Genomic DNA, 21,215 nt, shown 5'->3' with positions numbered 1-21,215 from the left:
GAAGCCTGGGGCTCGTCACCAGCCGCGGCTTGCGATGCATGAGCTGGTCAGGCTTGCGCGCCGAGGTTTTGCAGATTTCGTGGCGCAGTCGACCGCCGTCGCGGCGGATCTCTCCCCACATCCACCGCGCCTCACGCGCCGGATCGCCTGGATCCCGACGCACTCGCTGCCGAGAAGATACGATGCACAGCGTACCGTTCCGCCGGTTGGAAGCTGCCGGCACGGACCGATCGACGTGCGAACCATCCGTGCTTGTATCCGTCGTGACTGCGTGCACAATCGTCGGTGCGAGCGAACAGGAGCCATTGCGCGTGAAGGCCGTCTACACCGAGCTGCATCGCAGCCATGATCCGCAATTCTATCTGGTGCGTGGCGTCGTCAAGCGCACCACCGAGCAGCCCGAGCGGGCGGATCGTTTGCTTGCGGGATTGAAGGCCGGCCATCACGAGTTGGTCGCGCCGCTTCATTTCGGCCAGGAAGCTCGCGCGCGCGTGCACAGTCCGGAATACCTCAATTTCCTGGAAGAGGCGTGGGACGCCTGGGCCGCGCTCGGCGATGCCGGTGCGGAAATGATCCCGAACATTCATCCCGTTCGCAATGCCGCCACCTATCCGACGCACATCGTCGGGCGGCTGGGCTGGCACACGACCGATACCTCAGCGCCGATCGGGCCGGGGACGTGGGAAGGCGCCTGCGCCGCGACCGACGTGGCTGCGACCGCAGCGCAACTGCTGCTCGACGGCGAGGATGCGATGTACGCACTGTGCCGGCCGCCGGGCCACCATGCGTATCGGGACATGGCCTCGGGCTTCTGCTTCATGAACAACTCCGCCATCGCGGCCGCGCATCTGCGTCAGCGCCACGAGCGCGTCGCCATCCTCGACGTCGACGTCCATCACGGCAACGGCACGCAGGGCATCTTCTACGAGCGGCCCGACGTGCTGACCATCTCGATCCACGCCGACCCCACGCATTACTATCCGTTCGTCTGGGGCTATGCGCATGAGCGCGGTGCAGGCGCCGGGCTTGGCGCCAACCTCAACATTCCGCTGCCGCTCAAGAGCGGCGACGACACCTATCTCAAGGCGTTCGAGACCGCGGCCAAGACGATCCATGCGTTCGCGCCCGGTGCGCTCGTGGTGGCGCTCGGCCTCGATGCCTCCGAGCACGATCCGCTCAAGGGGCTCTCCGTGACCACGCCGGGTTTCCGTCGCATCGGCGGCGCGATCGCGCGGCTCGGCCTTCCCACGGTGTTCGTGCAGGAGGGCGGCTATCTCTCGGACATTCTCGGGCAGAACCTGACCGCGGTGCTCGGAGGCTTCGAAGCGGCGCGGTAGGCCTTCATCTCGTCCTCGCGATCTCTTCCTGGTGTGCCTGCAGAACGCCATCGCAAATCATTCGCATGGCGGCGCTTGACGTGCGGAGGCGAGCCGCGACGCGACCACGCGAGGCTCGACAGAGCAGGTGACTGGCGAAACATCCGGCTCCAATTGCTGCACCATTTAGCAAGTGCTAGGCTTTGCGAACTACCCTCGGCTGTAGTCGGCTCGGAGGGACGTGATGAAGCGGCGAATGATCGGCCTGGATACCCTGGTCGGGGGACCCGAAGAGGCATTGGCCCAGCCGACGGCCAAGCTGACCCCGTCGGAGCTCAGCTCCGCAGCCTCGGCCGGCCGGCCATCCCGCCGAAGGCTGCTGGCCTCAGCCGGCCTCGGCGCTGCGGCATTTTCTTTTTCCTCCGGCCCGTCTTTCGCGCAGCCACGTGACGGCGCAAGCCTCGGCCGGCCGGTGCGCGTCAGCAAGGATCGGCTCGATGCGCTCGCAGCGAAGCTTCACGCCGTCTTCAATGAGCAGAATATCTTGCCGCCATTCTCGGCCGACAAGCACGGGGCGCGGGTCGACGTCGAACTGCGCCGGCTGACGACCTACACGCGCATCCCCGGCACCGGTGAGCGCGTCAAGGTCAGCGGCCTGCTCGCGCTTCCCGCCGATCACAAGGGCGCACTGCCGGTCGTGTCGTGGCAGCACGGCACCATCCTGTCGTTCGACCAGGTCCCGTCCAATCTCGTCAAGCTGGCCGATCCGAACTACGAGCCGCGCGACAATGTCGATTCGATCGAGACGCTGTTCAACGTCCAGCGCCTGGTCGGCAACGGCTTTGCGTTGATCGCGGCCGACTATCTCGGCAAGGGACCGTATCGCCAGGGGCGCGGCGAGGCCTATGCGGTGAAGGACGCGACCGTGCAGTGCTGCCTGGACGTGTTGAACGCGGGTCTGCTCGCGCTCGATCACCTCGGCCTGCGAAAGACCGGGCTGTTCCTGAACGGCTGGTCGCAGGGTGCCTTGAACACGCAATGGCTGCGCCAGGAGCTGCAGCGGCGGCGCGTCGCGGTGGCGGCGAGCGCCACGCAAAGTCCGTTCAACAATCTTGCGGATTCGATGCGCTATTGGGTGTCCGCCCAACCGGGCAGCGCGTCGACCGACAGCACCTATCCGAAGCAGCCGATCTGGATCACGCCGTGCGTCATCGTCCTCCTGGGCAGCTATCGCCAGTATTACCGGCTCGGCGACCTGTTCAAGACTGCGATCAAGCCGCAGCACGTCGCGCTGGCCGAGAAATACTGGGCCGGCTATAGCATGGACGAGACGTTCGGCAAGTCGGTGCCGCAGCCCTCGGATCTGCTGGTCGACGGCTTCTTCGAGCGCTTCACCCACGAGACCAACAGCCGCTTCCTCCGCCGCCTGGCCGGCAACAGCTCGACCTATTGGGACTATGACGCCCCGATGCGGTTCTACTACGGCCTTCTCGACGAGGCGCTGCCGCCGAGCCTCGTCAAGATGCCGCTGGCGGCCGACGGGCGCTTTGCGCAAGGCATCGCGGTCGCCGGCGCCAGCCATCGCGGCACGTTCCTGGCAAGCCTCTATGGCGGCGGCGACGTCATCGGCGGCGCTTCGACCGTGCTGGACTTCTTCAAGACCAGTTCCTGAATTTCGGCGATGATCAGCTTGCCAGCGCCTGCGGCCTGTGGGTCGCGAGCTCCCGCTCGGCGGTGCGGACGATCTCCATGGTGCGCACGACGCTCGCCGGATTGACGCTGATCGAATCGATGCCGAGTTCGGCCAGATAGCGCGCGACTTCCGGATAGTTGGCCGGCGCCTCGCCGCAGATGCCGACATGGCGATGGTTGCGGTGCGCGCCCTCGACCGCCATCCGCAGCATCGCCAGCAGGCCGGGATCACGCTCGTCGAAATCGAAGGCGACGATGTCGGAGTCGCGGTCGACGCCGAGCGTGAGCTGGGTGAGATCGTTGGAGCCGATCGAGAAGCCGTCGAAATGTTTGGCGAACTCGTCGATCAGGATGACGTTGTTCGGGATCTCGCACATCATGTAGATCTCGAGCCCGTTTTCGCCTCTCACGAGGCCATGCCCGGCCATCGCCGCAATCACCCTGCGTGCCTCCTCCACGCGGCGGCAGAACGGGATCATGATCTTCAGATTGGAGAGCCCCATCGTGTCGCGCACGCGCTGCAACGCCGCGCATTCCAGCGCGAAACCGGCGGCGTAGGCGGGATGCGCATAGCGCGAGGCGCCGCGGAAGCCGAGCATCGGGTTCTCTTCCTTCGGCTCGAAATCGGAGCCGCCGATCAGGCTGGCATATTCGTTGGTCTTGAAGTCCGAGAGGCGCACGATCACCGGCCGCGGGTAGAATGCCGCGGCGATGGTGCCGACGCCTTCCGACAGCCGCTCGACGAAGAAGTCGGCGGGCTTCTTGTAGCGCGCGGTCAGGCGCTTGATCGTCGCGCGATCTTTTGCCGTGGTTACCTTTGCGGGCGTCGCCAGCGCCATCGGGTGGATGCCGATCGCCTGGTTGATGATGAACTCCATACGCGCAAGGCCCACGCCATCGTTCGGCAGCAGCGCGGTCTTGAAGGCCAGTTCGGGGTTGCCGAGATTGACCATGATCCCGGTGCGCGGCTTCTCCAGTCTGTCGATCGCCAGGCGCTCGACATCGAACGGCAGTGCGCCGTCGTAGACATGGCCGGCATCGCCCTCCGCGCAGCAGACGGTGACCGTCGTTCCGGTCTTCGCGCGCTTGCTGAAATCCTCCGTGCCGACCACGGCCGGCACGCCGAGCTCCCGAGCGACGATCGCGGCATGGCAGGTGCGGCCGCCATGATCCGTGACGATCGCCGCCGCGGTCTTCATCACCGGCTCCCAGTCCGGACTGGTCGACGCGGCGACCAGCACCTCGCCGGGGCGGAACGCGTTCAGATCCTTGGGATTGCGGATCAAGCGGATCTTGCCGGTGGCGATCTTTTCGCCCACGGCGCGGCCGGTTGCCAGCGTCCTGCCGGTCTTCTTCAGAACGTAGGTCTCGATCGCCTCGGGCCGCCGCTGCGAGGCCACCGTCTCCGGCCGCGCCTGGATGATGTAGAGCGCACCGTCGCGACCGTCCTTGGCCCATTCGATGTCCATAGGTGTCGGCCTGCCGGCCTTCTGCGAGTAGTGCGCCTCCACGACGATGGTGGCCTGCGCCAGCTCCAGCACGTCGGCGTCGCTGATGCAGAATTTCGCCCTGTCGGCCGGCGGCGTCGTCTCGGTGCGCGTCGTGGGGCCGCGGCTTCGTGCGCCGGCCTTTACGCCGGCTTTGGCATAGACCATCCGCTTGTCCTTGGCGCCGAGCCGGCGCGACAGCACGCTGCGGAAGCCGGCCGCGAAGGTCGGCTTGTGGACGTAGAACTCGTCCGGATCGACCGTGCCCTGCACGATGGTCTCGCCGAGGCCATAGACCCCGGTGATGAAGGCGACGTCGCGAAAGCCGCTCTCGGTGTCCAACGAGAACATCACGCCGCTCGCGGCGCGGTCCGAGCGTACCATCTTCATCACCGCCACCGAAAGCGCGACCTTGTCGTGGTCGAAACCGTTGTCGATGCGGTAGGAGATCGCGCGGTCCGTATAGAGCGAGGCGAAGCAGCGGCGGCACGCCTCGAACAGGTCCTTGGCGCCGCGAATGTTGAGAAAGCTCTCGTGCTGGCCTGCGAAGCTCGCATTCGGCAGGTCCTCGGCGGTGGCCGAGCTGCGCACGGCAACCGCGACGCCGCGGCCATACTCCTGCTCCAGCTGCTTGTAGGCCTCTGCGACCTCGTAGCGCAGGTCGTCACGGTCGGTCGCCGCGAAAACGATCGCGCGCGCCTTCGCCGCGCGTTTGGCGAGATCGGCGATGCGGCGCTTGTCGAGGCCTGCGAGCAGCTTGCGCAGCTCGTCGTCAGCGCCGGTCGCGCGCAAGGCATCGCGATAGGCGGCGGCCGTCAGTGCGAAGCCGTTGGGTACGCGCACGCCCTGCGACGCCAGCGCCGAATACAGCTCGCCGAGCGAGGCCGTCTTGCCGCCGACCCCGGGCACGTCCTCGATACGAAGGTCCTTGAACCAGCGGATGTAGCCGGGTGCCGTCATCGGTGATCTCCCGCATCGCAGCGCGAGCTTCAGTTTGTCGCGACGGGCGGCGGCTGCCTTGCGCAAGATCAAGCAGGGCGCTCCGCGAGCCCCTTAAATCGCGAGATGACAACGGTTCCACCATAGGCAAGGATGTTTGGTAAGACGCATCAATCGCACCCATCCGGATCACCAATGATCTCCGACGACGAGAACGAGGACGGCAATCGCGAATGGTCGCGGTTCTGGCTCACGGCGCGGCAATTCTGGCTCGGATCGACGGCATGGCGGGTCTGGCTGCTCTGCGTCGCCCTGATCGTCCTCGTGGTGCTTCAGCTCTACGTGCAGTTTCGGTTCAATTACTGGAACAGGGATTTCTTCGACGCATTGGAAGGCCGCGATCCGACGCGGCTGCGGCAGCAGGCCACTCTGCTCATTCCGCTCTGCCTGGCGAGCGTCGTGCTGGCGATCGTCTCGGTGTGGGGCCGCATGGTGATGCAGCGCAACTGGCGGCAATGGTTGAGCACCAAGGTGATCAACTATTGGGTCGAGAACGATCGCTATGCGCGGCTCGCGACGGTGCAGGGCGATCTGAAGATTCCGGAGTATCGCATTGCCGAGGACATCCGCATCGCCACCGATGCACCGATCGACTTCGTGGTCAGTGTGATCTCCTCGCTGCTGACGGCGGTCGTGTTCGTCCAGGTGCTGTGGCAGGTTGGCGGATCCATCGGTTTTGCCGTAGCCGGGCACCAGTTGTGGATTCCAGGCTATCTGGTGGTCAGCGTCGTCATCTATTCCGGGCTGGTGACCGGGGCGATGCTGTGGGTCGGTTCGCCGCTCACGCGCGTCATCCAGACCAAGAACCAGGCCGAATCGGAGCTGATTACCGCAGCACATCACTTGCGCGACATCGGCGAAGGCATCGCGCCCAAGCAGGAAGAGCGCAGCGTCATTGCTGGGCTGTGGATGGCGCTCGACCGCACGATCCGGCAATGGAAGCGGCTGTGCTGGCAGCTGATGCGCAATACCCTGGTGTCTCATCTCAATTCGCTGCTCGCGCCGATCATCGGTCTCGTGCTGTGTGCGCCGAAGTTCCTCGATGATCAGATGACGCTGGGCGAACTCACCCAGGCTGCCGCCGCGTTTACGCTGGTGCAGGGGTCGTTCAATTGGATGGTGGACAATTTCAACCGCCTCGCCGAGTGGATGTCGTCGCTGGAGCGCGTCGGCGGGTTGCTGCTCTCGCTGGATCGGCTCAACGGTGATACGGCGAGCGATGTCACGCCGTCTCGAGCCGCACATCAGCCAGCAGACGGCTGACGTCGGCGGGATCGGACAGCGCGGTGCCGGTGCGCAGCAGCGCCGCCGCACCTGCGGCGACTGCAAAGCGAAACGCTTCGTCCAGCAGCTCGCCCGCGGCGAGCTTCGCGACCAGCGCGCCGAGAAAACTGTCGCCGGCGCCGACTGCGTTGACCGGCACCATCGTCAGCGGCTGAGCGCGCAGCACGCGGTGGCGGGTGACCAGCAGGGCGCCGAGATGACCCATGGTCAGCGCGACGGCGCCGGCCTTGCCGCTCGCGACCAGCGCGTGGGCGGCTTTCTCCCAGGCCGTTGCATCGGGCAGCGCGCCGCCGACCAGCTCTTGCATCTCGTGCAGCGACGGCTTGATCAGGTCGACCCCGCCGGCAACCGCCGCAGCCAAAGCTGGTCCCGAGGTGTCGAGCACGAATTGCGCGCCGTGTGATCGTGCAAGCGTCGCAACGCGCGCGTAGAAGTCGGCCGGCACGCCACGCGGCAGGCTGCCGCTGCCGACGACGAACCGGGGGAACGGATCCTGGGCCGCGAGCAGGGTAAGGCCGGCCTGCCACTCGGCCTCGGTCAGCGTCGGACCCGGCAGGATGAAGCGATAGGGCTGGCCGCTGACGCGCTCCTGGACGAAGAAATCCTCGCGCGTGTCCTCGGCCGTTGCCCAGGTGTGGCTGGCGACGCCTTCCTTCTCGACGAGTTGCTTCAGCAGCAGGCCGGTCGGGCCGCCGACCGGATAGAGCGCAGTGACGTCGCCGCCGAGTCGGGCGATGACGCGGGCGACGTTGATGCCGCCGCCTCCGGGATCTCGCTGTTGCGTCGTGCCGCGCAGCTTGGCCACCGGCACGATTTTCTCGACGGTCGTCGAGACGTCGACGGCCGGGTTCGGCGTGATCGTGACGATGTCGCTCATTCGATCTCAGTGCGTCGGGGAGCCGCCGCTCGCGGTGATGCCGGCCTCGAAGAACGATTTGAGGCCGAGAAAGCTGATGTCGGGCTTGGTGACGAGATGAACCGGGATCGGACGCAGATAGCTGTCATAGCGCCCCTTGCTCTCGAACTGCCGGCGGAAATCGGATCTGGCAAAGTAGTCCGGAAACCGCGGCGGAATGCCGCCGGCGATGTAGACGCCGCCGCGGGCGCAGAAGGTGAGTGCGAGGTTGCCGGCGACAGCGCCGAGCCAGGCGCAGAACATGTCGAGCGTCGCGCGGCTGGTGGCGCAGCTGCCGTCGAGCGCGGCGTGGGTAATCGCTGCGGCATCGCGCGGCGGCACGTCGACGCCATCCACCGCCGCGACGGCTCGATAGACATTCTCGAGGCCCATGCCGGACAATGCGCGCTCGATCGAGACATGGCCGAAGCGCTCGCGCATCTTCGCCAGCACGGTGGCCTCGCGCGCCGTCGTCGCCGGCAGCGTGGCATGACCGGCCTCGGTCACGGCAACCATGGGGTGGCCGTCGCCCGGCAGATAGCAGGCGGCGCCGAAGCCAGTGCCCGGGCCGATCACCAGCATCGGCGCGCCGTCGACCGCGGCGCTTCCGCCAAGCGAAAACAGGTCGTCGGGATGTAGCGCTGGCAGCGACCAGCCGACCGCCTCGAAATCGTTCAGGAGCTTGGCCGAGCGCAGCTTGAACCGCTCCGCCAGTTCGGCGCCGTCGATCACCCAGGTCGAGTTGGTCAGCATGCCGCGATTGCGTTCGATCGGGCCGGCGACGTCGAGCACGGCCGCGTTGGGCGCTCCGCCGGTTGCTTGGCGCGAGAGGAAGTCGGTGATCGCGTCAGCGATGGTCGGAAAATCCGCGACCTTGAGATGAGCAACCTCGCCGATGGTGCCGCCGTCAAGCAGCGCGAAGCGCGCATTGGTGCCGCCGATGTCGCCCAGAAGAACGCGTTCGCTCATCCTCACTCTTCCGCCCGGTTGTGCCGCCCGGCGGGATCGTCGGATGCCCGGTGAGCCGCAATCATGTTCGAATACCACCGCGCCGACGCCTTGGGAATGCGGCGCTGGGTGGCGCGATCGACATAGACAATGCCGAAGCGCTGCGAATAGCCTGCCCCCCATTCAAAATTATCCAGCAGCGACCAGACGAAATAGCCGCGCACGTCGGCGCCCGCCGCGATCGCCTGTTCCATCGCGGTCGTATACGCCTTGAGATAGCCGATCCTGCCGTCGTCCTGGATGCAGCCGGATGCATCGATGGTGTCATTGGCCGCCGTTCCGTTCTCCAGGACGTAGATCGGAAGCCGGAACCGGCTGTGGATGTCCAGGAGCGTATCGCGGAACGCCTCGGGCACGACAGGCCAGCCGATTGCGCTGCGCGGCACTTCCGCGGGAGGCGGTCCGAAGCTGGCGCCCATCAGGTTGCTGCCCGCCTTGACGTAATGCGGCGAATAGTGATTGAGGCCGAACCAGTCGACGGGGCGAGCGATCTGCGCCATGTCGCCGGCTGCGATATAGGGTGCGACGGCCTCCTGAAGCTCCGGCGGGTAGCAGGCAAAAGCCTGCGGAAACGGGAAGGCATCGTTCCAATAGGCGGCGAGCCGCAAGGCGGCCGCGGCGTCCTCCGCACTGTCGCTCGCAGGGTAGCAGGGCTGCCGATTGTGGATGGCGCCGATCGAGGCGCCGGCCACGTCCCTGCGCAGCACGTCGACGGCGCGGCCATGGCCGAGATTGACGTGATGAATGGCCTTGTGCAGGGCCGCGCCGTCGGCGATCCCCGGCGCGTGCCAGCCGAGGCCGTAGCCGAACAGGGTGAACACGCACGGCTCGTTGAAGGTCGCGAAGCGCTTGACCCGGTCGCCATAGCGCCGCGCGACCAGCGCGGCATAGTCGGCGAACCAGCCGGCGATGTCGCGGTTCTGCCAGCCGCCGAGCGCCTCCAGCGCCTGCGGCAGGTCCCAGTGGTAGAGACAGAGCCACGGCTCTATCTCAGCGGCAAGCAGGGCGTCGATCAGGCGGTCGTAGAAGGCGAGACCGGCTTCGTTGGCCGCGCCGCGGCCCTGCGGTAGCAGCCGCGGCCAGGCGACCGAGAACCGATAGGCATTGAGGCCGAGATCGCGCATCAGCGCTACGTCCGCAGCGTAGCGATGATAGTGATCGCAGGCGGTCTCGGCGGTGTCGTTGTGGCTCACCCGGCCGGGGGCGCGCAGATAGACATCCCAGATGCTGTCGGCGCGGCCGTCGAGGTGCGCTGCGCCCTCGATCTGGAAGGCCGAGGTCGAGGCGCCCCAGAGAAAGCTCGGACGGATGGTCATGATCGAGATGGGCCCTTGCGTTGTTGCGATCAGCCGCATGATGGCGGTCGCCGGCGCTCCGCCGTTGACCGGGATCAAGCGGGCGATACCCCGGCCGGTGCGGTGTGCGAAGGTGCCTGCGTCGGGCAATGGCAATCATGCAGGCAACGGGCTTGCATCGGAGCCGAAAGCTGTGGAACGTGCGGCCGCCGAAAACTGGAGTCCCGGCGCGAATGAGCGTTTTTCTGCTGCGGCGCTTCCTGACCCTGCTGGCGACCCTCGTCGGCGCGTCGCTGATCATATTCCTGGTGCTCGACGCGCTCCCGGGTAACGCCGCCCAGATGCTGATGGGCGCGGATGCCTCGCCCGATGCGGTGAGGGCGCTGACCGTCAAGCTCGGGCTGGATCAGCCGCTGGCCTGGCGCTACCTGCACTGGATCGGCGGCCTGCTGACCGGCGATCTCGGCAACAGCTACGCCTATGGAACGCCGGTGGCCGAACTGATCCGCGAGCGGCTGGCGATGACCATTCCGCTCGCGATCCTGGCCATGGGACTCACGACCGTGCTGGCGCTCGCGGCCGGCATCTACACGGCCGCCAATCACAACCGCCTCGGCGACGTCGGCGTGATGTCGCTGACCCAGATCGGCATCGCCTTGCCGAACTTCTGGTTCGCGATCCTCCTCATCCTGTTGTTTGCAGTGAAGCTGCAATGGCTGTCGGCCGGCGGCTTCCCCGGCTGGGAGGACGGCATCTGGCCGGGCCTGCGCGCGCTGCTGTTGCCGGCTGTGGCGCTGGCCGTGGTGCAGGCCGCGATCCTGGCGCGGGTGACGCGCTCGGCCGTGCTCGACGTGCTGCGCGAGGATTTCGTGCGCACCGCGCGCGCCAAGGGCCTGACCAAGCGCGAGGTGCTGTGGCAGCACGTGCTGCGCAACGCGATGATCCCGGTGCTCACCGTGATGGGGCTGCAATTCGCCAATCTGCTCGCCGGCACCATCGTGATCGAGAACGTGTTCTATCTGCCCGGCCTGGGGCGCCTCATCTTCCAGTCGATCGCCAACCGCGACCTGATCGTCGTGCGCAACTGCGTGATGCTGCTGGCGGCGATGGTCATCATCGTCAACTTCGTGGTCGATGTGCTGTATGCGGTGATCGATCCGCGCATCAAGGTGCACGAGTTGTGAGTTCTGCCGTGGTCGTTCAAACGGGCGCTGCGCCTGCGTCCAATGCGTTCTGGCGCCGCGCGCTGCGCCATCGCAGCTTCACGGTCGGCGCGCTGCTCTGTCTGCTGGTGCTTGGCGCCGCACTGCTGTCGCTGGTATGGACGCCATGGTCGGCCTATGAGATCGACGTCGCATCCAAATTGCGGCCGCCATCAGCAGCGCATTGGCTGGGCACCGACGTGCTCGGCCGCGACATCGTCTCGTTGTTGCTGGTGGGTGCGCGGGCGACCATTCTGGTCGGCATCATCGCCGTCGGCATCGGTCTCACCTGCGGCGTCTGCCTTGGCCTGATCGCGGCCGCCCGGCGCGGCTGGACCGAGGAGTTGATCATGCGCTTCAGCGACTTCACCTTCGCCTTTCCCGCGGTGCTGTCGGCGATCATGCTGGCGGCGGTGATCGGGCCGGGCATGGCGACGTCGATCGCCGCGATCGGCATCTTCCAGATCCCGGTGTTCGTGCGCGTCACCCGCGGCCAGGCCGGCGCGATCTGGGCGCGCGAGTTCATCCTGGCGGCGCGCGCCGCCGGCAAGGGCCGCTTCCGCATCACCATCGAGCACGTGCTGCCGAACATCCTGTCGATCCTGATCGTGCAGGCGACGATCCAGTTCGCCCTGGCGATCCTGGCTGAGGCGGCGCTCTCCTATCTCGGCTTGGGCACCCAGCCGCCGCAGCCGTCCTGGGGACGGATGCTGAACGATGCGCAGACATTGCTGTTCCAGTCGCCGAGCCTCGCCGTGTATCCGGGCGCCGCCATCGCGCTCGCGGTGCTCGGCCTCAACCTGCTCGGCGACGGCTTGCGCGATCTGCTCGACCCACGGCTGGCGAGGCAGCGATGATGGCGAGCGATCAGCCTCTGCTCGATGTGTCGGGTCTCGGCATTCGGCTCAATACCAGCCGCGGCTCGGCGCAAGCTGTGCGCGAGGTCTCCTTCGCGCTCCGGCGCGGCGAGACGCTCGGCATCGTCGGCGAGTCCGGCTGCGGCAAGTCGATCACCGCGCTCGCTCTGCTTGGGCTTCTGCCCGACAGCGCCGTCGTTAGCGGCAGCATCAAGCTTGATGGCCGAGAGCTGGTCGGTCTCGGTGATGCCGATTATTGCACGCTGCGCGGCAACCGCATCAGCATGATCTTTCAGGAGCCGATGACCGCGCTCAACCCGATGCACACGATCGGCCATCAGGTGGCCGAGCCGCTGCTGCGGCATACCGGCTGCACGACGACCGAGGCGAAGCGCCAGGCGATCGCGCTGCTCGACCGCGTCGGTCTGCCGGACCCCGCCCGACGCTACGACGCCTATCCGCACCAGTTCTCCGGCGGCCAGCGCCAGCGCATCACGATCGCGATGGCGCTTGCCTGCAAGCCCGACGTGCTGATTGCCGACGAGCCGACCACCGCGCTCGACGTCACCATCCAGCGCCAGATCCTCGATCTCATCGCCGATCTGGTCGCCGAGCGCGGCATGGCAATGATCCTGATCTCGCATGATCTCGGCGTGATCGCCGAGAACGTGCAGCGCATGATCGTGATGTATGGCGGCACGGTGGTCGAGAGCGGCACCACGGACGCGGTGTTCTCGCGCATGGGTCATCCCTACACGCAGGGCCTGTTCAGGGCGCGGCCGCGGCTCGGGGCCCGCAAGGGCACGCGCCTCTCGACCATTGCCGGCACGGTGCCGGAGCTGGCCGATCTGCCGGCCGGTTGTCCGTTCGCAGATCGCTGTGGGCTGGTGATCGACGCCTGCCGCACCGCGCTGCCGTCTCTGGGCGAGATCGGCGCCGGGCACGGCGTCCGCTGCATCCGCGCCGATGCCGCGCTCGCGCGTGACCCGGTGGGAGTGGTCGCTTGAGCACCGCCGCGCAGATGTCGGCCGAGACGCCGCTGCTCGAGGTCACGGATCTCGTGCAGCGCTATGCGCTGCCGCGCGAGAGTCTGCTGCGGCCGCCCGGCGAGGTGCTCGCGTTGAACGGCGTGTCGCTGTCTTTGATGGCGGGCAGGAGTCTCGGCATCGTCGGTGAGTCCGGCTCCGGCAAATCGACCTTGGCGCGGCTGATCATGGCGCTGGAGAAGCCGTCATCGGGATCGGTGCTGATGGCCGGACGCGACCTCCACCGCCTTTCGGCGGATGAGTTGCGGCGCGCCCGCCGCGAATTCCAGATGGTGTTCCAAGACCCGTACGGATCGCTCGATCCGCGCCAGACCATTGCGCGCATCGTCGCCGAGCCGCTGACCGCTCTGGAGTCTCCTGATCGCGAAGTCCTGCGCACGCGCGTGGCCACGGTGCTGCGGCAGGTCGGATTGCGCGATGCCGACATGGACAAATATCCGCACGAGTTTTCCGGCGGCCAGCGCCAGCGCATCGCGATCGCGCGGGCGTTGATCACCCAGCCCAGGCTGATCGTCGCCGACGAGCCAGTCAGCGCGCTGGACGTGTCGGTGCAGGCGCAGGTGCTCAACCTGATGCAGGACCTGCAGGAGCAGTACGGCCTCAGCTACGTGCTGATCAGCCATGACCTCGCGGTCGTCGACTATCTCTGCGACGAGGTCGCGGTGATGTATCTCGGCCGCATCGTCGAGCGCGGGCGGCCGGAGGACCTGTTCGGCCAATGCGCGCATCCTTATACGCGCGCGTTGCTCGACGCCGTGCCTCGCGCGCAGGCTGGCGCTGTCAGGCGCCGGCGTACGGACGTTGCGATCGCCTCGCAGTCATCGGGAGCCGCCGGGTGTGCCTATGCGCCGCGCTGTCCGCTCGCCGATGCGCAGTGCCGCACGACGGCCCCCGCATTGCGAACGCTCACGGGAGCGCATTCGGCCGCCTGCCATAAAGCGGAAAGCGTGATGACGCTGCCGGCGCTCGTCGCAACGGAACAGCAGCCACTTGTCTCGAAGCCGCTTTGACGCGTAATTTGGTTTCCTCAGGGAGAAACAAACAATGTTGAAAAGACTATCGATCATCGTCTTGGCCGCGCTCGTTGCGGCCGCAGCGCCGGCTCTCGCGCAGAACAAGAAGGACAGCGTCGTCGTCGGCATGACCTTGGAGCCGCCGGGGCTCGATCCGACCAGCGCGGCCGCGGCGGCCATCGCCGAGGTGACGCTCTACAACGTCTATGAGACGCTGACCAAGATCAACGAGGACGGCTCGGTTTCGCCGCTGCTGGCCTCGAGCTGGCAGGCCTCGTCCGATCTGAAGAGCTACACCTTCAAGCTCGCCAAGGGTGTGAAATTCCAGAACGGCGAGGCGTTCGACTCCGCCGCGGTGAAGTTCTCGTTCGAGCGCGCCGGCGCCGCCAACAGCACCAACAAGGACAAGGCGCTGTTCCAGGCGATGGAGTCCGTGACGGCTCCCGACGCCGAGACCATCGTCGTCAAGCTGAAATATTCTGAGCCCAACCTGCCGTTCCTGCTCGGACAGGCCACCGCATCGATCGTCGAGCCGAAGAGCGCACCGACCAACGCGACGCAGCCGGTCGGCACCGGGCCTTACACGCTGGGCGCCTGGGCCAAGGGCTCATCGCTGACCTTGAACAAATGGCCCGAGTATCGCAACGCCGCTGCCGTGAAGCTGTCCAAGGTGACGATACGCTTCATCTCCGATCCGGCGGCGCAGGTCGCGGCGCTGCTGTCCGGCGACGTGGACGCCTTCCCGCGCGGCACAACGGCGCGCACCTTGCCCCAGTTCAAGTCCGACCCGCGCTTCACCGTGCTGATCGGAGGCTCCAAGGCGAAGACCATCGTCACCATCAACAACAAGAAGAAGCCGCTCGACGACGTTCGCGTCCGCCGCGCGATCCTCGCCGCGATCGATCGCAAGGCGATGATCGAAGGCGCGGTCGACGGCTTGGGGACGCCGATCGGCAGCTTCTACGTGCCGGGCTCGCTCGGCTATGTCGACACCACCGACATCAATCCCTACGACCCGGAGAAGGCGAAGAAGCTGCTCGCCGAAGCCGGCGTGACCACGCCGCTGCAACTGTCGTTGCGGCTGCCGCCGCCGGCCTATGCGCGGCAGGGCGGCGAGGTGCTTGCGGCTCAGTTGGCCAAGGTCGGCATCGTCGCCAAGATCGAGAACCTCGAATGGGCGGCGTGGCTGTCACAGGTGTTCAACGGGCCGCATGATTTCGACCTGACGATCGTCTCGCATGTCGAGCCGTTCGATCTCGTGAAGTTCACCGAGAAGAACTACTATTTCGGCTATCAGTCCGAGGCCTTCGACAAGCTCTATCAGAAGATCGTCGATACGCCTGATGAGACCGGGCGTGCCAAGCTGCTCGGCGACGCCCAGCGCATGCTGGCGACCGATGCCGCTGCGGGCTTCCTGTTCCAGCCGCAGTGGATCACGATCATCAACAAGAAGCTCAAGGGCGTCTGGAAGGACGTGCCGCAGTTCGAGAATGATTTCTCGAGCTGGTCGTGGGAATGATTGTCGCCGCTCTTCGTATAACACCGCAGTGAAGCTGCACGATACAGCGCCCTCTCCCCTTGTGGGAGAGGGCATCGCCGGCCTATCCGCGTGCGCGGTAGGGTGAGGGGTATTGCTAGCGGTATTGCTGCGAATACGGCTCTCGCGGCGGGAGACCCCTCACCCAACCGCGTTTGCCGCTCTGTCCTACTTGTCTCTCCCACAAGGGGAGAGGGCGTATAAGCAGCCGCCGTGCTTTCGCAAATGATTGTCTGGTGGCTTCGATGAGCCACACGATCCTTGTCCAAATCAGTTCGGCCAATCGATCGGCGTGAAGCGCAACTGCCGCCGCCGCATCTCGGCCTGGAGCTCCTGCGCATACTGCTTGGCCCGATCACCGATCAGGCGGTAGGGGCCCCCGATCCGGCTGTCGGCGGCCACCTGCTTTCGGACACTTTCGTAGTACGCCATCAAGCTTTCATCGGTCGAATTTACAAATCGCATCCACGCGCCCTCGCAACAAATCCCCCTCGCTGCCAAGTTTGCACGGCTTTTCCGCCGCGGCAGCGACATAAGTTAACACTCGATGGCCGTGAATGGTTCCATTCTTGTTCCGGCGTCTCCGCCAGTTGACAAGAGGATCAGGAACCGTTCCGCCTCCCGACATTTGGTTCCGTTAGTTGAACGAGAGCGACAATGCACACCGAAGTACTTATCATCGGCGGCGGTCCCGCAGGCCTGATGGCCGCGATCTACCTCGCACGGTTCCGGCGCCGGGTCGTGATCGTCGACAGCGGCGCGTCGCGGGCGGCGCTGATTCCCCGGAGCCATAACCTGCCGGGTTTTCCGAACGGCATGCCTGGAAGCGAGCTGCTCGTACGGATGCAGCGGCAGGTCGAAGAACTTCACGTTCCGATCATCCGGAGCACGGTGAGCGCTCTCGACACGCGCGATGCAGATCTCGTTGCGACTCATGAGCGCGGAACGGTCACCGCAAAGCGCGTCATCCTCGCAACGGGGATTGTCGACAAGCAGCCGCCGTTGGCCGATTGGCGAGCGGCGGTCGGTGACGGCGAGCTGCGCTATTGTCCCGTCTGCGACGGCTTCGAAACCATCGGCCACAAGATTGCGATCGTGGGCGAGCTCGCCGATGCCGCCGGCAAGGCGCTGTTCATGCGCGTCTACAGTTCGGACGTCACCTTGATCCCGATCGATGATGCGCAGGATGCGGCCAAGCGGCAGGAGCTTGCCGCCGCCGGCGTTCGGGTGACGCCGCAGCTTCATGCGTTGCAGCGCCGGGACGGTGCGCTCGAAGCGTCGTTCGTCGATGGCAGCCGCGCGCGGTTCGAGATCGTGTATCCTGCGATGGGGGCCGATGTCCGCTCCGACCTCGCCATCCGGCTCGGCGCGCGGCATACGACTGAGGGCTTTCTCGAGGTCGATGCCAAGCAGCGCTGCGGCGTCGCAGGACTCTATGGCATCGGCGACGTCGTCACCGACCTGCATCAGATCGCGGTGGCGTTCGGCCATGCCGCGGTCGCCGCCTGTCACGCGCATCATTCATTGCCGATGCGCCATGCGGAACCATAGCGGCAAGGCGGCGTGGAATTGATCACAACCTGAAATCGCGATATCCCATGTGAGTGCCGTTTGCGTTGATGTGTCGGACCATGATCTTATGGACAGAAGATCGGCATGCATGACTGCGGCATTGAGTTGTCGCGAGGAGGCCGAACGCGATCCGGCCCGCCGCGATCAGTGGTTGCAGCAGGCGTCGAAATGGATGGCGCTGGCGGGCGAGCAGGCGGGGCATGCCATGATCGTCTGCGAGCATGGTGCCGCGGCTCGTCACGACGCTAGCCGTTGACCATAGCTATTGCAGCGTCGGGTCGAGCCGGTCGCGCAGCCAGTCGCCGATGACGGACACGGCGAGCGTCGTCACAACGATCGTGACCGCTGGCGCCAGCATGATCCACGGCGCGCGCGTCAGATACTCGCGACCATAGCCGACCATGTTGCCGAGGCTCGTCATCGGCGGCTGCACGCCGAGCCCGAGAAAGGACAGGCCGGACTCCAGCAGGATGACTTCCGGAAACACCAGCGTCATCGACACGATCAGAGTCGAGGCGATGTTCGGCAGGATGTGCCTGAGATAGACCCGCTGCGGCGTCGCGCCGAGCTGGCGCACGGCGGCGGCGTAGCCTTGCGCATTGGCGGAGATGGCGAGCCCGCGCGCGATGCGTGCGTAGCGTTCCCAGCCGAACAGGCCCATCAATCCAATCAGCAACGGCAGCGAATTGCCGAAGAAGGCGAGCACGGCGAGCGCCAGGATCAGGAACGGCATGCTGGCCTGGAAGTCCGCCAGCATCAGGACCGCCTGCTCGACGAGGCCGCGGAAATGCGCGGCGAGAAAGCCGAGCGTGGTGCCGGCGATGGCGGAGATCGCGGTGGCGCCGAATGCAATCAGCAGCGAGATCCGGATCGAGACGATCAGCCGTGACAGCACGTCACGGCCGAGCTCGTCGGTGCCGAGCCAATGCGCCGGGTTGCCGGGCAAGGACAGGCGATTGCGCAGATCGAACTTGGTGAAGCCGTATGGCGCGAGCTGATCGGCGAAGATCGCCAGCAACAGCATCGCGACGATCCAGCCGACGGCGATGGTCACGGAGACGGGAATATTCGGCCAGCGCGGCCGCCGCGCGGCGGGCGATTTCAATGCAAGGTCGGTCATGCCTCTGCTCCCTTGCTGCGCAGCCGCGGATCGAGCAGGCCGTAAAGGAAATCGACGATCAGGTTCGACGTGACCATCGTCATCGCCACCAGCAGCAGGATGCATTGCACGACCGCGAGGTCGCGGTTGGCGACGGCGACGACCAGCAGACGGCCGACGCCGGGCCAGGAGAACACGCTCTCGACCACGACAGCGCCTGCGATCAGGCTGCCGACCATGAAGCCGAGAATGGTGACGGTGGGGATCGCCGCGTTGGGCAGCGCGTGATTCGTGATCACCCGGCGCCACGGCACGCCCTTGGCCGACGCCGTTCTGATGTAGGGCTGACCGAGGATTTCCAGCATGGCGCTACGCGTGAACCGCGCCAGCACCGCGGCGCCGCCGAAGCCGAGCGTCACGATCGGCAGGATGGCATGACGCCACGAGTCCTGTCCGCCCGAGGGCAGCCAGCCGAGCTGCACCGCGAAGATCAGCACGAGGATCAGCGCCAGCACGAAGCTCGGCACCGTGAAGCCCGCGACCGCTGTGATCATCACGGCGCGGTCGATCGCCGATCCCCGATGCAGCGCGGCGTAGACGCCAGCGGGAATGCCAAGCAGCACTTTCAACAGGAACGCCGGGGCGGTCAGCGCCAGGGTCGCGGGGATGCGCTCGATGACGAGCTGGATCGCGGGCCGGCCATCACGCATCGAGCGGCCGAGCTCACCCTGGCCGATCGCCCTGAAGTAGTCGAGATATTGCATCCAGATCGGATGATCGAGGCCCCAGGCCTTGCGGAACGCTTCGATGACCTCGGGCGGCGCTTCGGGCCCCATGATCATCAGCGCGGGATCGCCCGACAGCCGGAGCACGATGAAGGCAAAGGTAACGACGAGCGCGATCGTCAGCAGCGCACGCGCCAGGCGGATGGCGAAATAGCGCAGCATCACGCGGCGTCCTGGGTCTGCGATTGCTGCCCCGAGACGAGATGACAGGCCACCTGGCGCTGCTGATCCAGCGCGGTGAGCACGGGCACCTCGTGGGCGCAGCGGGCGGTCGCGTGGCTGCAGCGCGGATGGAAGGCGCAGCCGGCGGGACGCGCCGCCGGATTGGGCGGGTCGCCCGTCAGCACGATGCGGTTGGTGCTGCGGCGTCCCGGAGCAGGGGAGGCTGATACCAGCGCCTGCGTGTAGGGGTGCTGAGGCCGCGCGAACAGATCGTCGGCGTCGCCATACTCGACGATGCGGCCGAGATACATCACCGCCACCTTGCTGCTGATCTGCCTGATGACGCGCAGGTCATGGCTGATGAACAGCATCGTCAATCCGAGCTGGGCCTGCAGGTCGACCAGCAGGTTCACGACCTGCGCCTGGATCGAAACGTCGAGCGCGCTGACCGGCTCGTCGCAGACGAGGAAGTCTGGCTTGGTCGCCAGCGCGCGGGCGAGCACGATGCGCTGACGCTGACCGCCGGACAGGGCGCCGGGATAGCGGGCGCCGTGGCTGTCGTTGAGATCGACCGCCTGGAGCAACTCACGCACGCGCGCGTCGCGCTCGGCTTTGGTGCCGATGTCGTGGATATCGAGCGGCTCGCGGATCTGCAAGGCCACGGGAAGTCGTCGATCGAGCGCGCCGAGCGGATCCTGGAAGATCATCTGCATGCGCGCGCGCTGGGCGCGCCACGCCGCCGAGCCGGGGGCAGCGATCGGCGCGCCGTCGAAGCGCACGCTGCCGCGGTCAGGCGGCTCGAGCCCGAGCACCATGCGGCCGGTGGTGGACTTGCCGGAGCCGGATTCGCCGACAATGCCGAGTGTCTCGCCCTTCTGGATGGAGAAGCTCAGGCCATCGACGGCGTGGACGGATGCGGGACGCCCGAACAGGCCGGACCGCATCCGATAGGTGCGCGAGATCCCGGAGACCTCGACCAGCGGCGCTGTCATTCGGCGGCGAGCTCCACCGGCAGGCGCTGCGGCCGCAGGCAGGCCACCGCGCGGTCTGGCTCCACCGGCGCCAGCGGCGGCACGCCGGCGTGGCAGCCGTCGCCGGCAAACGTGCAGCGCGGCGCGAAGGCGCAGCCGCTCGGCAGCGCGCGCGGATCAGGCACCGTGCCGGGGATCGCCTGTAGCCGCCGCCTGATGCCATCGAGCGGCGGCAGCGCGCCGATCAGGCCCTGCGCATAGGGATGCCAGGGATCGTCGAACAGCCGCGTGGCGGGTGCGCGCTCGACGATGCGGCCGGCATACATCACGCAGACGCGGTCGCAATTCTCGGCGACGACGCCGAGGTCGTGGCTGATCAGGACCATCGCCATGTTGAACTCGCGCCGGATGGCCGACAGCAGATCGAGGATCTGCGCCTGGATGGTGGCGTCGAGCGCAGTGGTCGGCTCGTCGGCGATCAGGAGGTCGGGCTGGCCGGCGAGCGCCATCGCGATCATGATGCGCTGGACCTGGCCGCCGGAGAATTCGTGCGGATAGGCCGACAGCCGCCTGACAGCATCGGGGATGCCGACGAGATCGAGCAGCCTCAGCGCCTCGATGCGCGCGGCCTCGCCGCGCAGGCCGCGATGCAGCGCCAGGCTTTCACACAGCTGGCGCCGGATCGTGAGCACCGGATTGAGCGCGCTGGCGGGATCCTGGAAGATCATCGCGATGCGGCGGCCGCGCACCTGGTCGAGCACCTTGCCGTCGGCGCCGAGCAGCTCGCGGCCTTCGAGCCTGGCCGAGCCTGATACTTGCGCTTTGCCGGGCAGGAGACCCAGCGCCGCGAGCCAAGTCACCGACTTGCCGGATCCGGACTCGCCGACGAGGCCGATGGCCTCGCCCTTGCCGATGTCGAGATCGATGCCGTGCAGCACAGGCGTGCCGTCGAAGGCGACCTTCAGGCCGGAGATGCTGACCAGCGGCGCCACGGC

19 protein-coding genes are annotated in these 21,215 nt (G+C 66.6%); 10 read left to right on the top strand and 9 right to left on the bottom strand.

Annotation, left to right across the window (positions count from 1 at the left end; all coding sequences use genetic code 11):
* Positions 1–311 precede the first annotated feature (311 nt).
* Together QX128_RS12150 and QX128_RS12145 are read left to right on the top strand one after the other, a co-directional pair.
* The gene (locus QX128_RS12150) at positions 312–1,337 is read left to right on the top strand and encodes a histone deacetylase family protein (RefSeq protein WP_315803398.1); all 1,026 of its coding nucleotides are present in this window, start codon (positions 312–314) and stop codon (positions 1,335–1,337) included.
* 223 nt (positions 1,338–1,560) lie between these two features.
* Positions 1,561–2,988: a lysophospholipase gene (locus QX128_RS12145; RefSeq protein ID WP_316237549.1), complete on the top strand. Its 1,428-nt coding sequence runs from the start codon at positions 1,561–1,563 to the stop codon at positions 2,986–2,988.
* Positions 2,989–3,001: 13 nt separating this feature from the next.
* Here QX128_RS12145 and ppsA read toward each other — a convergent pair whose 3' ends face one another.
* A complete protein-coding gene (gene ppsA / locus QX128_RS12140; protein WP_316237548.1) occupies positions 3,002–5,455 on the bottom strand; it encodes a phosphoenolpyruvate synthase in 2,454 nt (817 codons plus the stop codon).
* 174 nt (positions 5,456–5,629) lie between these two features.
* On the opposite strand from ppsA, the gene QX128_RS12135 reads away from it, so the two are divergent.
* On the top strand, positions 5,630–6,757 hold the full coding sequence (locus tag QX128_RS12135; protein WP_315803401.1) for an SbmA/BacA-like family transporter: 1,128 nt from the start codon (positions 5,630–5,632) through the stop codon (positions 6,755–6,757).
* Here the strand turns inward: QX128_RS12135 and QX128_RS12130 are convergent.
* Genes QX128_RS12130 through QX128_RS12120 form a run of 3 tightly spaced genes read right to left on the bottom strand, consistent with a single transcriptional unit; the run spans position 6,717 to position 9,997 of the window.
* Complete coding sequence (locus QX128_RS12130; protein ID WP_315803402.1) at positions 6,717–7,655, bottom strand: 1-phosphofructokinase family hexose kinase; 939 nt, start codon at positions 7,653–7,655, stop codon at positions 6,717–6,719. The two genes, QX128_RS12135 and QX128_RS12130, sit on opposite strands and share 41 nt — an antisense overlap.
* A 6-nt stretch (positions 7,656–7,661) precedes the next feature.
* Complete coding sequence (glk, locus tag QX128_RS12125) at positions 7,662–8,642, bottom strand: glucokinase (protein ID WP_316217435.1); 981 nt, start codon at positions 8,640–8,642, stop codon at positions 7,662–7,664.
* Positions 8,643–8,644: 2 nt separating this feature from the next.
* Positions 8,645–9,997 (bottom strand): GH1 family beta-glucosidase, encoded by a 1,353-nt coding sequence (locus QX128_RS12120; protein ID WP_315803500.1) that lies wholly within the window; start codon positions 9,995–9,997, stop codon positions 8,645–8,647.
* Positions 9,998–10,209: 212 nt separating this feature from the next.
* Here QX128_RS12120 and QX128_RS12115 point away from each other — a divergent pair, with 212 nt between their 5' ends.
* From QX128_RS12115 to QX128_RS12095, 5 genes are read left to right on the top strand one after another with little or no spacing between them, the layout of a single operon-like run.
* Positions 10,210–11,160, top strand: a complete 951-nt coding sequence (locus QX128_RS12115) for an ABC transporter permease (protein WP_315803404.1) — start codon at positions 10,210–10,212, stop codon at positions 11,158–11,160.
* An 8-nt stretch (positions 11,161–11,168) separates the two neighbouring features.
* Positions 11,169–12,035, top strand: coding sequence for an ABC transporter permease (locus QX128_RS12110; protein ID WP_315803405.1), 867 nt, complete (start codon positions 11,169–11,171; stop codon positions 12,033–12,035).
* Positions 12,032–13,042 carry an ABC transporter ATP-binding protein gene (locus QX128_RS12105; protein ID WP_316237547.1) on the top strand — a complete coding sequence of 337 codons (1,011 nt, stop codon included), beginning with the start codon at positions 12,032–12,034 and terminating at the stop codon, positions 13,040–13,042. Before QX128_RS12110 ends, QX128_RS12105 begins: the two co-directional genes overlap by 4 nt.
* Positions 13,043–13,056: 14 nt before the next feature.
* Positions 13,057–14,091, top strand: a complete 1,035-nt coding sequence (locus QX128_RS12100) for an oligopeptide/dipeptide ABC transporter ATP-binding protein (protein ID WP_315803501.1) — start codon at positions 13,057–13,059, stop codon at positions 14,089–14,091.
* A gap of 34 nt (positions 14,092–14,125) precedes the next feature.
* Positions 14,126–15,613 carry an ABC transporter substrate-binding protein gene (locus QX128_RS12095; protein WP_316237546.1) on the top strand — a complete coding sequence of 496 codons (1,488 nt, stop codon included), beginning with the start codon at positions 14,126–14,128 and terminating at the stop codon, positions 15,611–15,613.
* A gap of 288 nt (positions 15,614–15,901) precedes the next feature.
* Here the strand turns inward: QX128_RS12095 and QX128_RS12090 are convergent, their stop codons facing one another.
* Positions 15,902–16,063 carry a hypothetical protein gene (locus tag QX128_RS12090; RefSeq protein WP_315714266.1) on the bottom strand — a complete coding sequence of 54 codons (162 nt, stop codon included), beginning with the start codon at positions 16,061–16,063 and terminating at the stop codon, positions 15,902–15,904.
* 225 nt (positions 16,064–16,288) lie between these two features.
* Here QX128_RS12090 and QX128_RS12085 point away from each other — a divergent pair, with 225 nt between their 5' ends.
* Both QX128_RS12085 and QX128_RS12080 read left to right on the top strand, forming a co-directional pair.
* Complete coding sequence (locus tag QX128_RS12085) at positions 16,289–17,182, top strand: NAD(P)/FAD-dependent oxidoreductase (RefSeq protein ID WP_316237545.1); 894 nt, start codon at positions 16,289–16,291, stop codon at positions 17,180–17,182.
* Positions 17,183–17,291: 109 nt separating this feature from the next.
* The gene (locus QX128_RS12080; RefSeq protein WP_315803409.1) at positions 17,292–17,459 is read left to right on the top strand and encodes a hypothetical protein; all 168 of its coding nucleotides are present in this window, start codon (positions 17,292–17,294) and stop codon (positions 17,457–17,459) included.
* A 6-nt stretch (positions 17,460–17,465) separates the two neighbouring features.
* Here QX128_RS12080 and QX128_RS12075 read toward each other — a convergent pair whose 3' ends face one another.
* The 4 genes from QX128_RS12075 to QX128_RS12060 are packed head-to-tail and all read right to left on the bottom strand — an operon-like array spanning position 17,466 to position 21,212.
* Positions 17,466–18,323 carry an ABC transporter permease gene (locus QX128_RS12075; protein WP_315803410.1) on the bottom strand — a complete coding sequence of 286 codons (858 nt, stop codon included), beginning with the start codon at positions 18,321–18,323 and terminating at the stop codon, positions 17,466–17,468.
* On the bottom strand, positions 18,320–19,249 hold the full coding sequence (locus tag QX128_RS12070) for an ABC transporter permease (RefSeq protein WP_316217428.1): 930 nt from the start codon (positions 19,247–19,249) through the stop codon (positions 18,320–18,322). The genes QX128_RS12075 and QX128_RS12070 overlap by 4 nt, the downstream gene beginning before the upstream one ends.
* Positions 19,249–20,241 (bottom strand): ABC transporter ATP-binding protein, encoded by a 993-nt coding sequence (locus QX128_RS12065; RefSeq protein WP_316237544.1) that lies wholly within the window; start codon positions 20,239–20,241, stop codon positions 19,249–19,251. Before QX128_RS12065 ends, QX128_RS12070 begins: the two co-directional genes overlap by 1 nt.
* Positions 20,238–21,212 (bottom strand): ABC transporter ATP-binding protein, encoded by a 975-nt coding sequence (locus QX128_RS12060; RefSeq protein WP_315803413.1) that lies wholly within the window; start codon positions 21,210–21,212, stop codon positions 20,238–20,240. The genes QX128_RS12065 and QX128_RS12060 overlap by 4 nt, the downstream gene beginning before the upstream one ends.
* Positions 21,213–21,215 lie beyond the last annotated feature (3 nt).

Origin of the sequence: Bradyrhizobium sp. SZCCHNR1015 (genome assembly GCF_032489875.1) — a bacterium.
In the GTDB taxonomy this organism is placed as follows: domain Bacteria; phylum Pseudomonadota; class Alphaproteobacteria; order Rhizobiales; family Xanthobacteraceae; genus Bradyrhizobium.
This window is presented reverse-complemented; position numbering and strand designations above follow the sequence as displayed.

What these genes read in the sequence shown, in the direction of transcription:
- QX128_RS12080 (WP_315803409.1), top strand. Translation starts at nt 17,292, where the DNA reads ATGACTGCGGCATTGAGTTGTCGCGAGGAGGCCGAACGCGATCCGGCC.
- QX128_RS12135 (WP_315803401.1), top strand. Translation starts at nt 5,630, where the DNA reads ATGATCTCCGACGACGAGAACGAGGACGGCAATCGCGAATGGTCGCGG.
- QX128_RS12115 (WP_315803404.1), top strand. Translation starts at nt 10,210, where the DNA reads ATGAGCGTTTTTCTGCTGCGGCGCTTCCTGACCCTGCTGGCGACCCTC.
- QX128_RS12130 (WP_315803402.1), bottom strand. Translation starts at nt 7,655, where the DNA reads ATGAGCGACATCGTCACGATCACGCCGAACCCGGCCGTCGACGTCTCG.
- ppsA (WP_316237548.1), bottom strand. Translation starts at nt 5,455, where the DNA reads ATGACGGCACCCGGCTACATCCGCTGGTTCAAGGACCTTCGTATCGAG.
- QX128_RS12145 (WP_316237549.1), top strand. Translation starts at nt 1,561, where the DNA reads ATGAAGCGGCGAATGATCGGCCTGGATACCCTGGTCGGGGGACCCGAA.
- QX128_RS12065 (WP_316237544.1), bottom strand. Translation starts at nt 20,241, where the DNA reads ATGACAGCGCCGCTGGTCGAGGTCTCCGGGATCTCGCGCACCTATCGG.
- QX128_RS12095 (WP_316237546.1), top strand. Translation starts at nt 14,126, where the DNA reads ATGTTGAAAAGACTATCGATCATCGTCTTGGCCGCGCTCGTTGCGGCC.
- QX128_RS12075 (WP_315803410.1), bottom strand. Translation starts at nt 18,323, where the DNA reads ATGACCGACCTTGCATTGAAATCGCCCGCCGCGCGGCGGCCGCGCTGG.
- QX128_RS12085 (WP_316237545.1), top strand. Translation starts at nt 16,289, where the DNA reads ATGCACACCGAAGTACTTATCATCGGCGGCGGTCCCGCAGGCCTGATG.
- QX128_RS12100 (WP_315803501.1), top strand. Translation starts at nt 13,057, where the DNA reads ATGTCGGCCGAGACGCCGCTGCTCGAGGTCACGGATCTCGTGCAGCGC.
- QX128_RS12090 (WP_315714266.1), bottom strand. Translation starts at nt 16,063, where the DNA reads ATGGCGTACTACGAAAGTGTCCGAAAGCAGGTGGCCGCCGACAGCCGG.
- glk (WP_316217435.1), bottom strand. Translation starts at nt 8,642, where the DNA reads ATGAGCGAACGCGTTCTTCTGGGCGACATCGGCGGCACCAATGCGCGC.
- QX128_RS12105 (WP_316237547.1), top strand. Translation starts at nt 12,032, where the DNA reads ATGATGGCGAGCGATCAGCCTCTGCTCGATGTGTCGGGTCTCGGCATT.
- QX128_RS12070 (WP_316217428.1), bottom strand. Translation starts at nt 19,249, where the DNA reads ATGCTGCGCTATTTCGCCATCCGCCTGGCGCGTGCGCTGCTGACGATC.
- QX128_RS12120 (WP_315803500.1), bottom strand. Translation starts at nt 9,997, where the DNA reads ATGACCATCCGTCCGAGCTTTCTCTGGGGCGCCTCGACCTCGGCCTTC.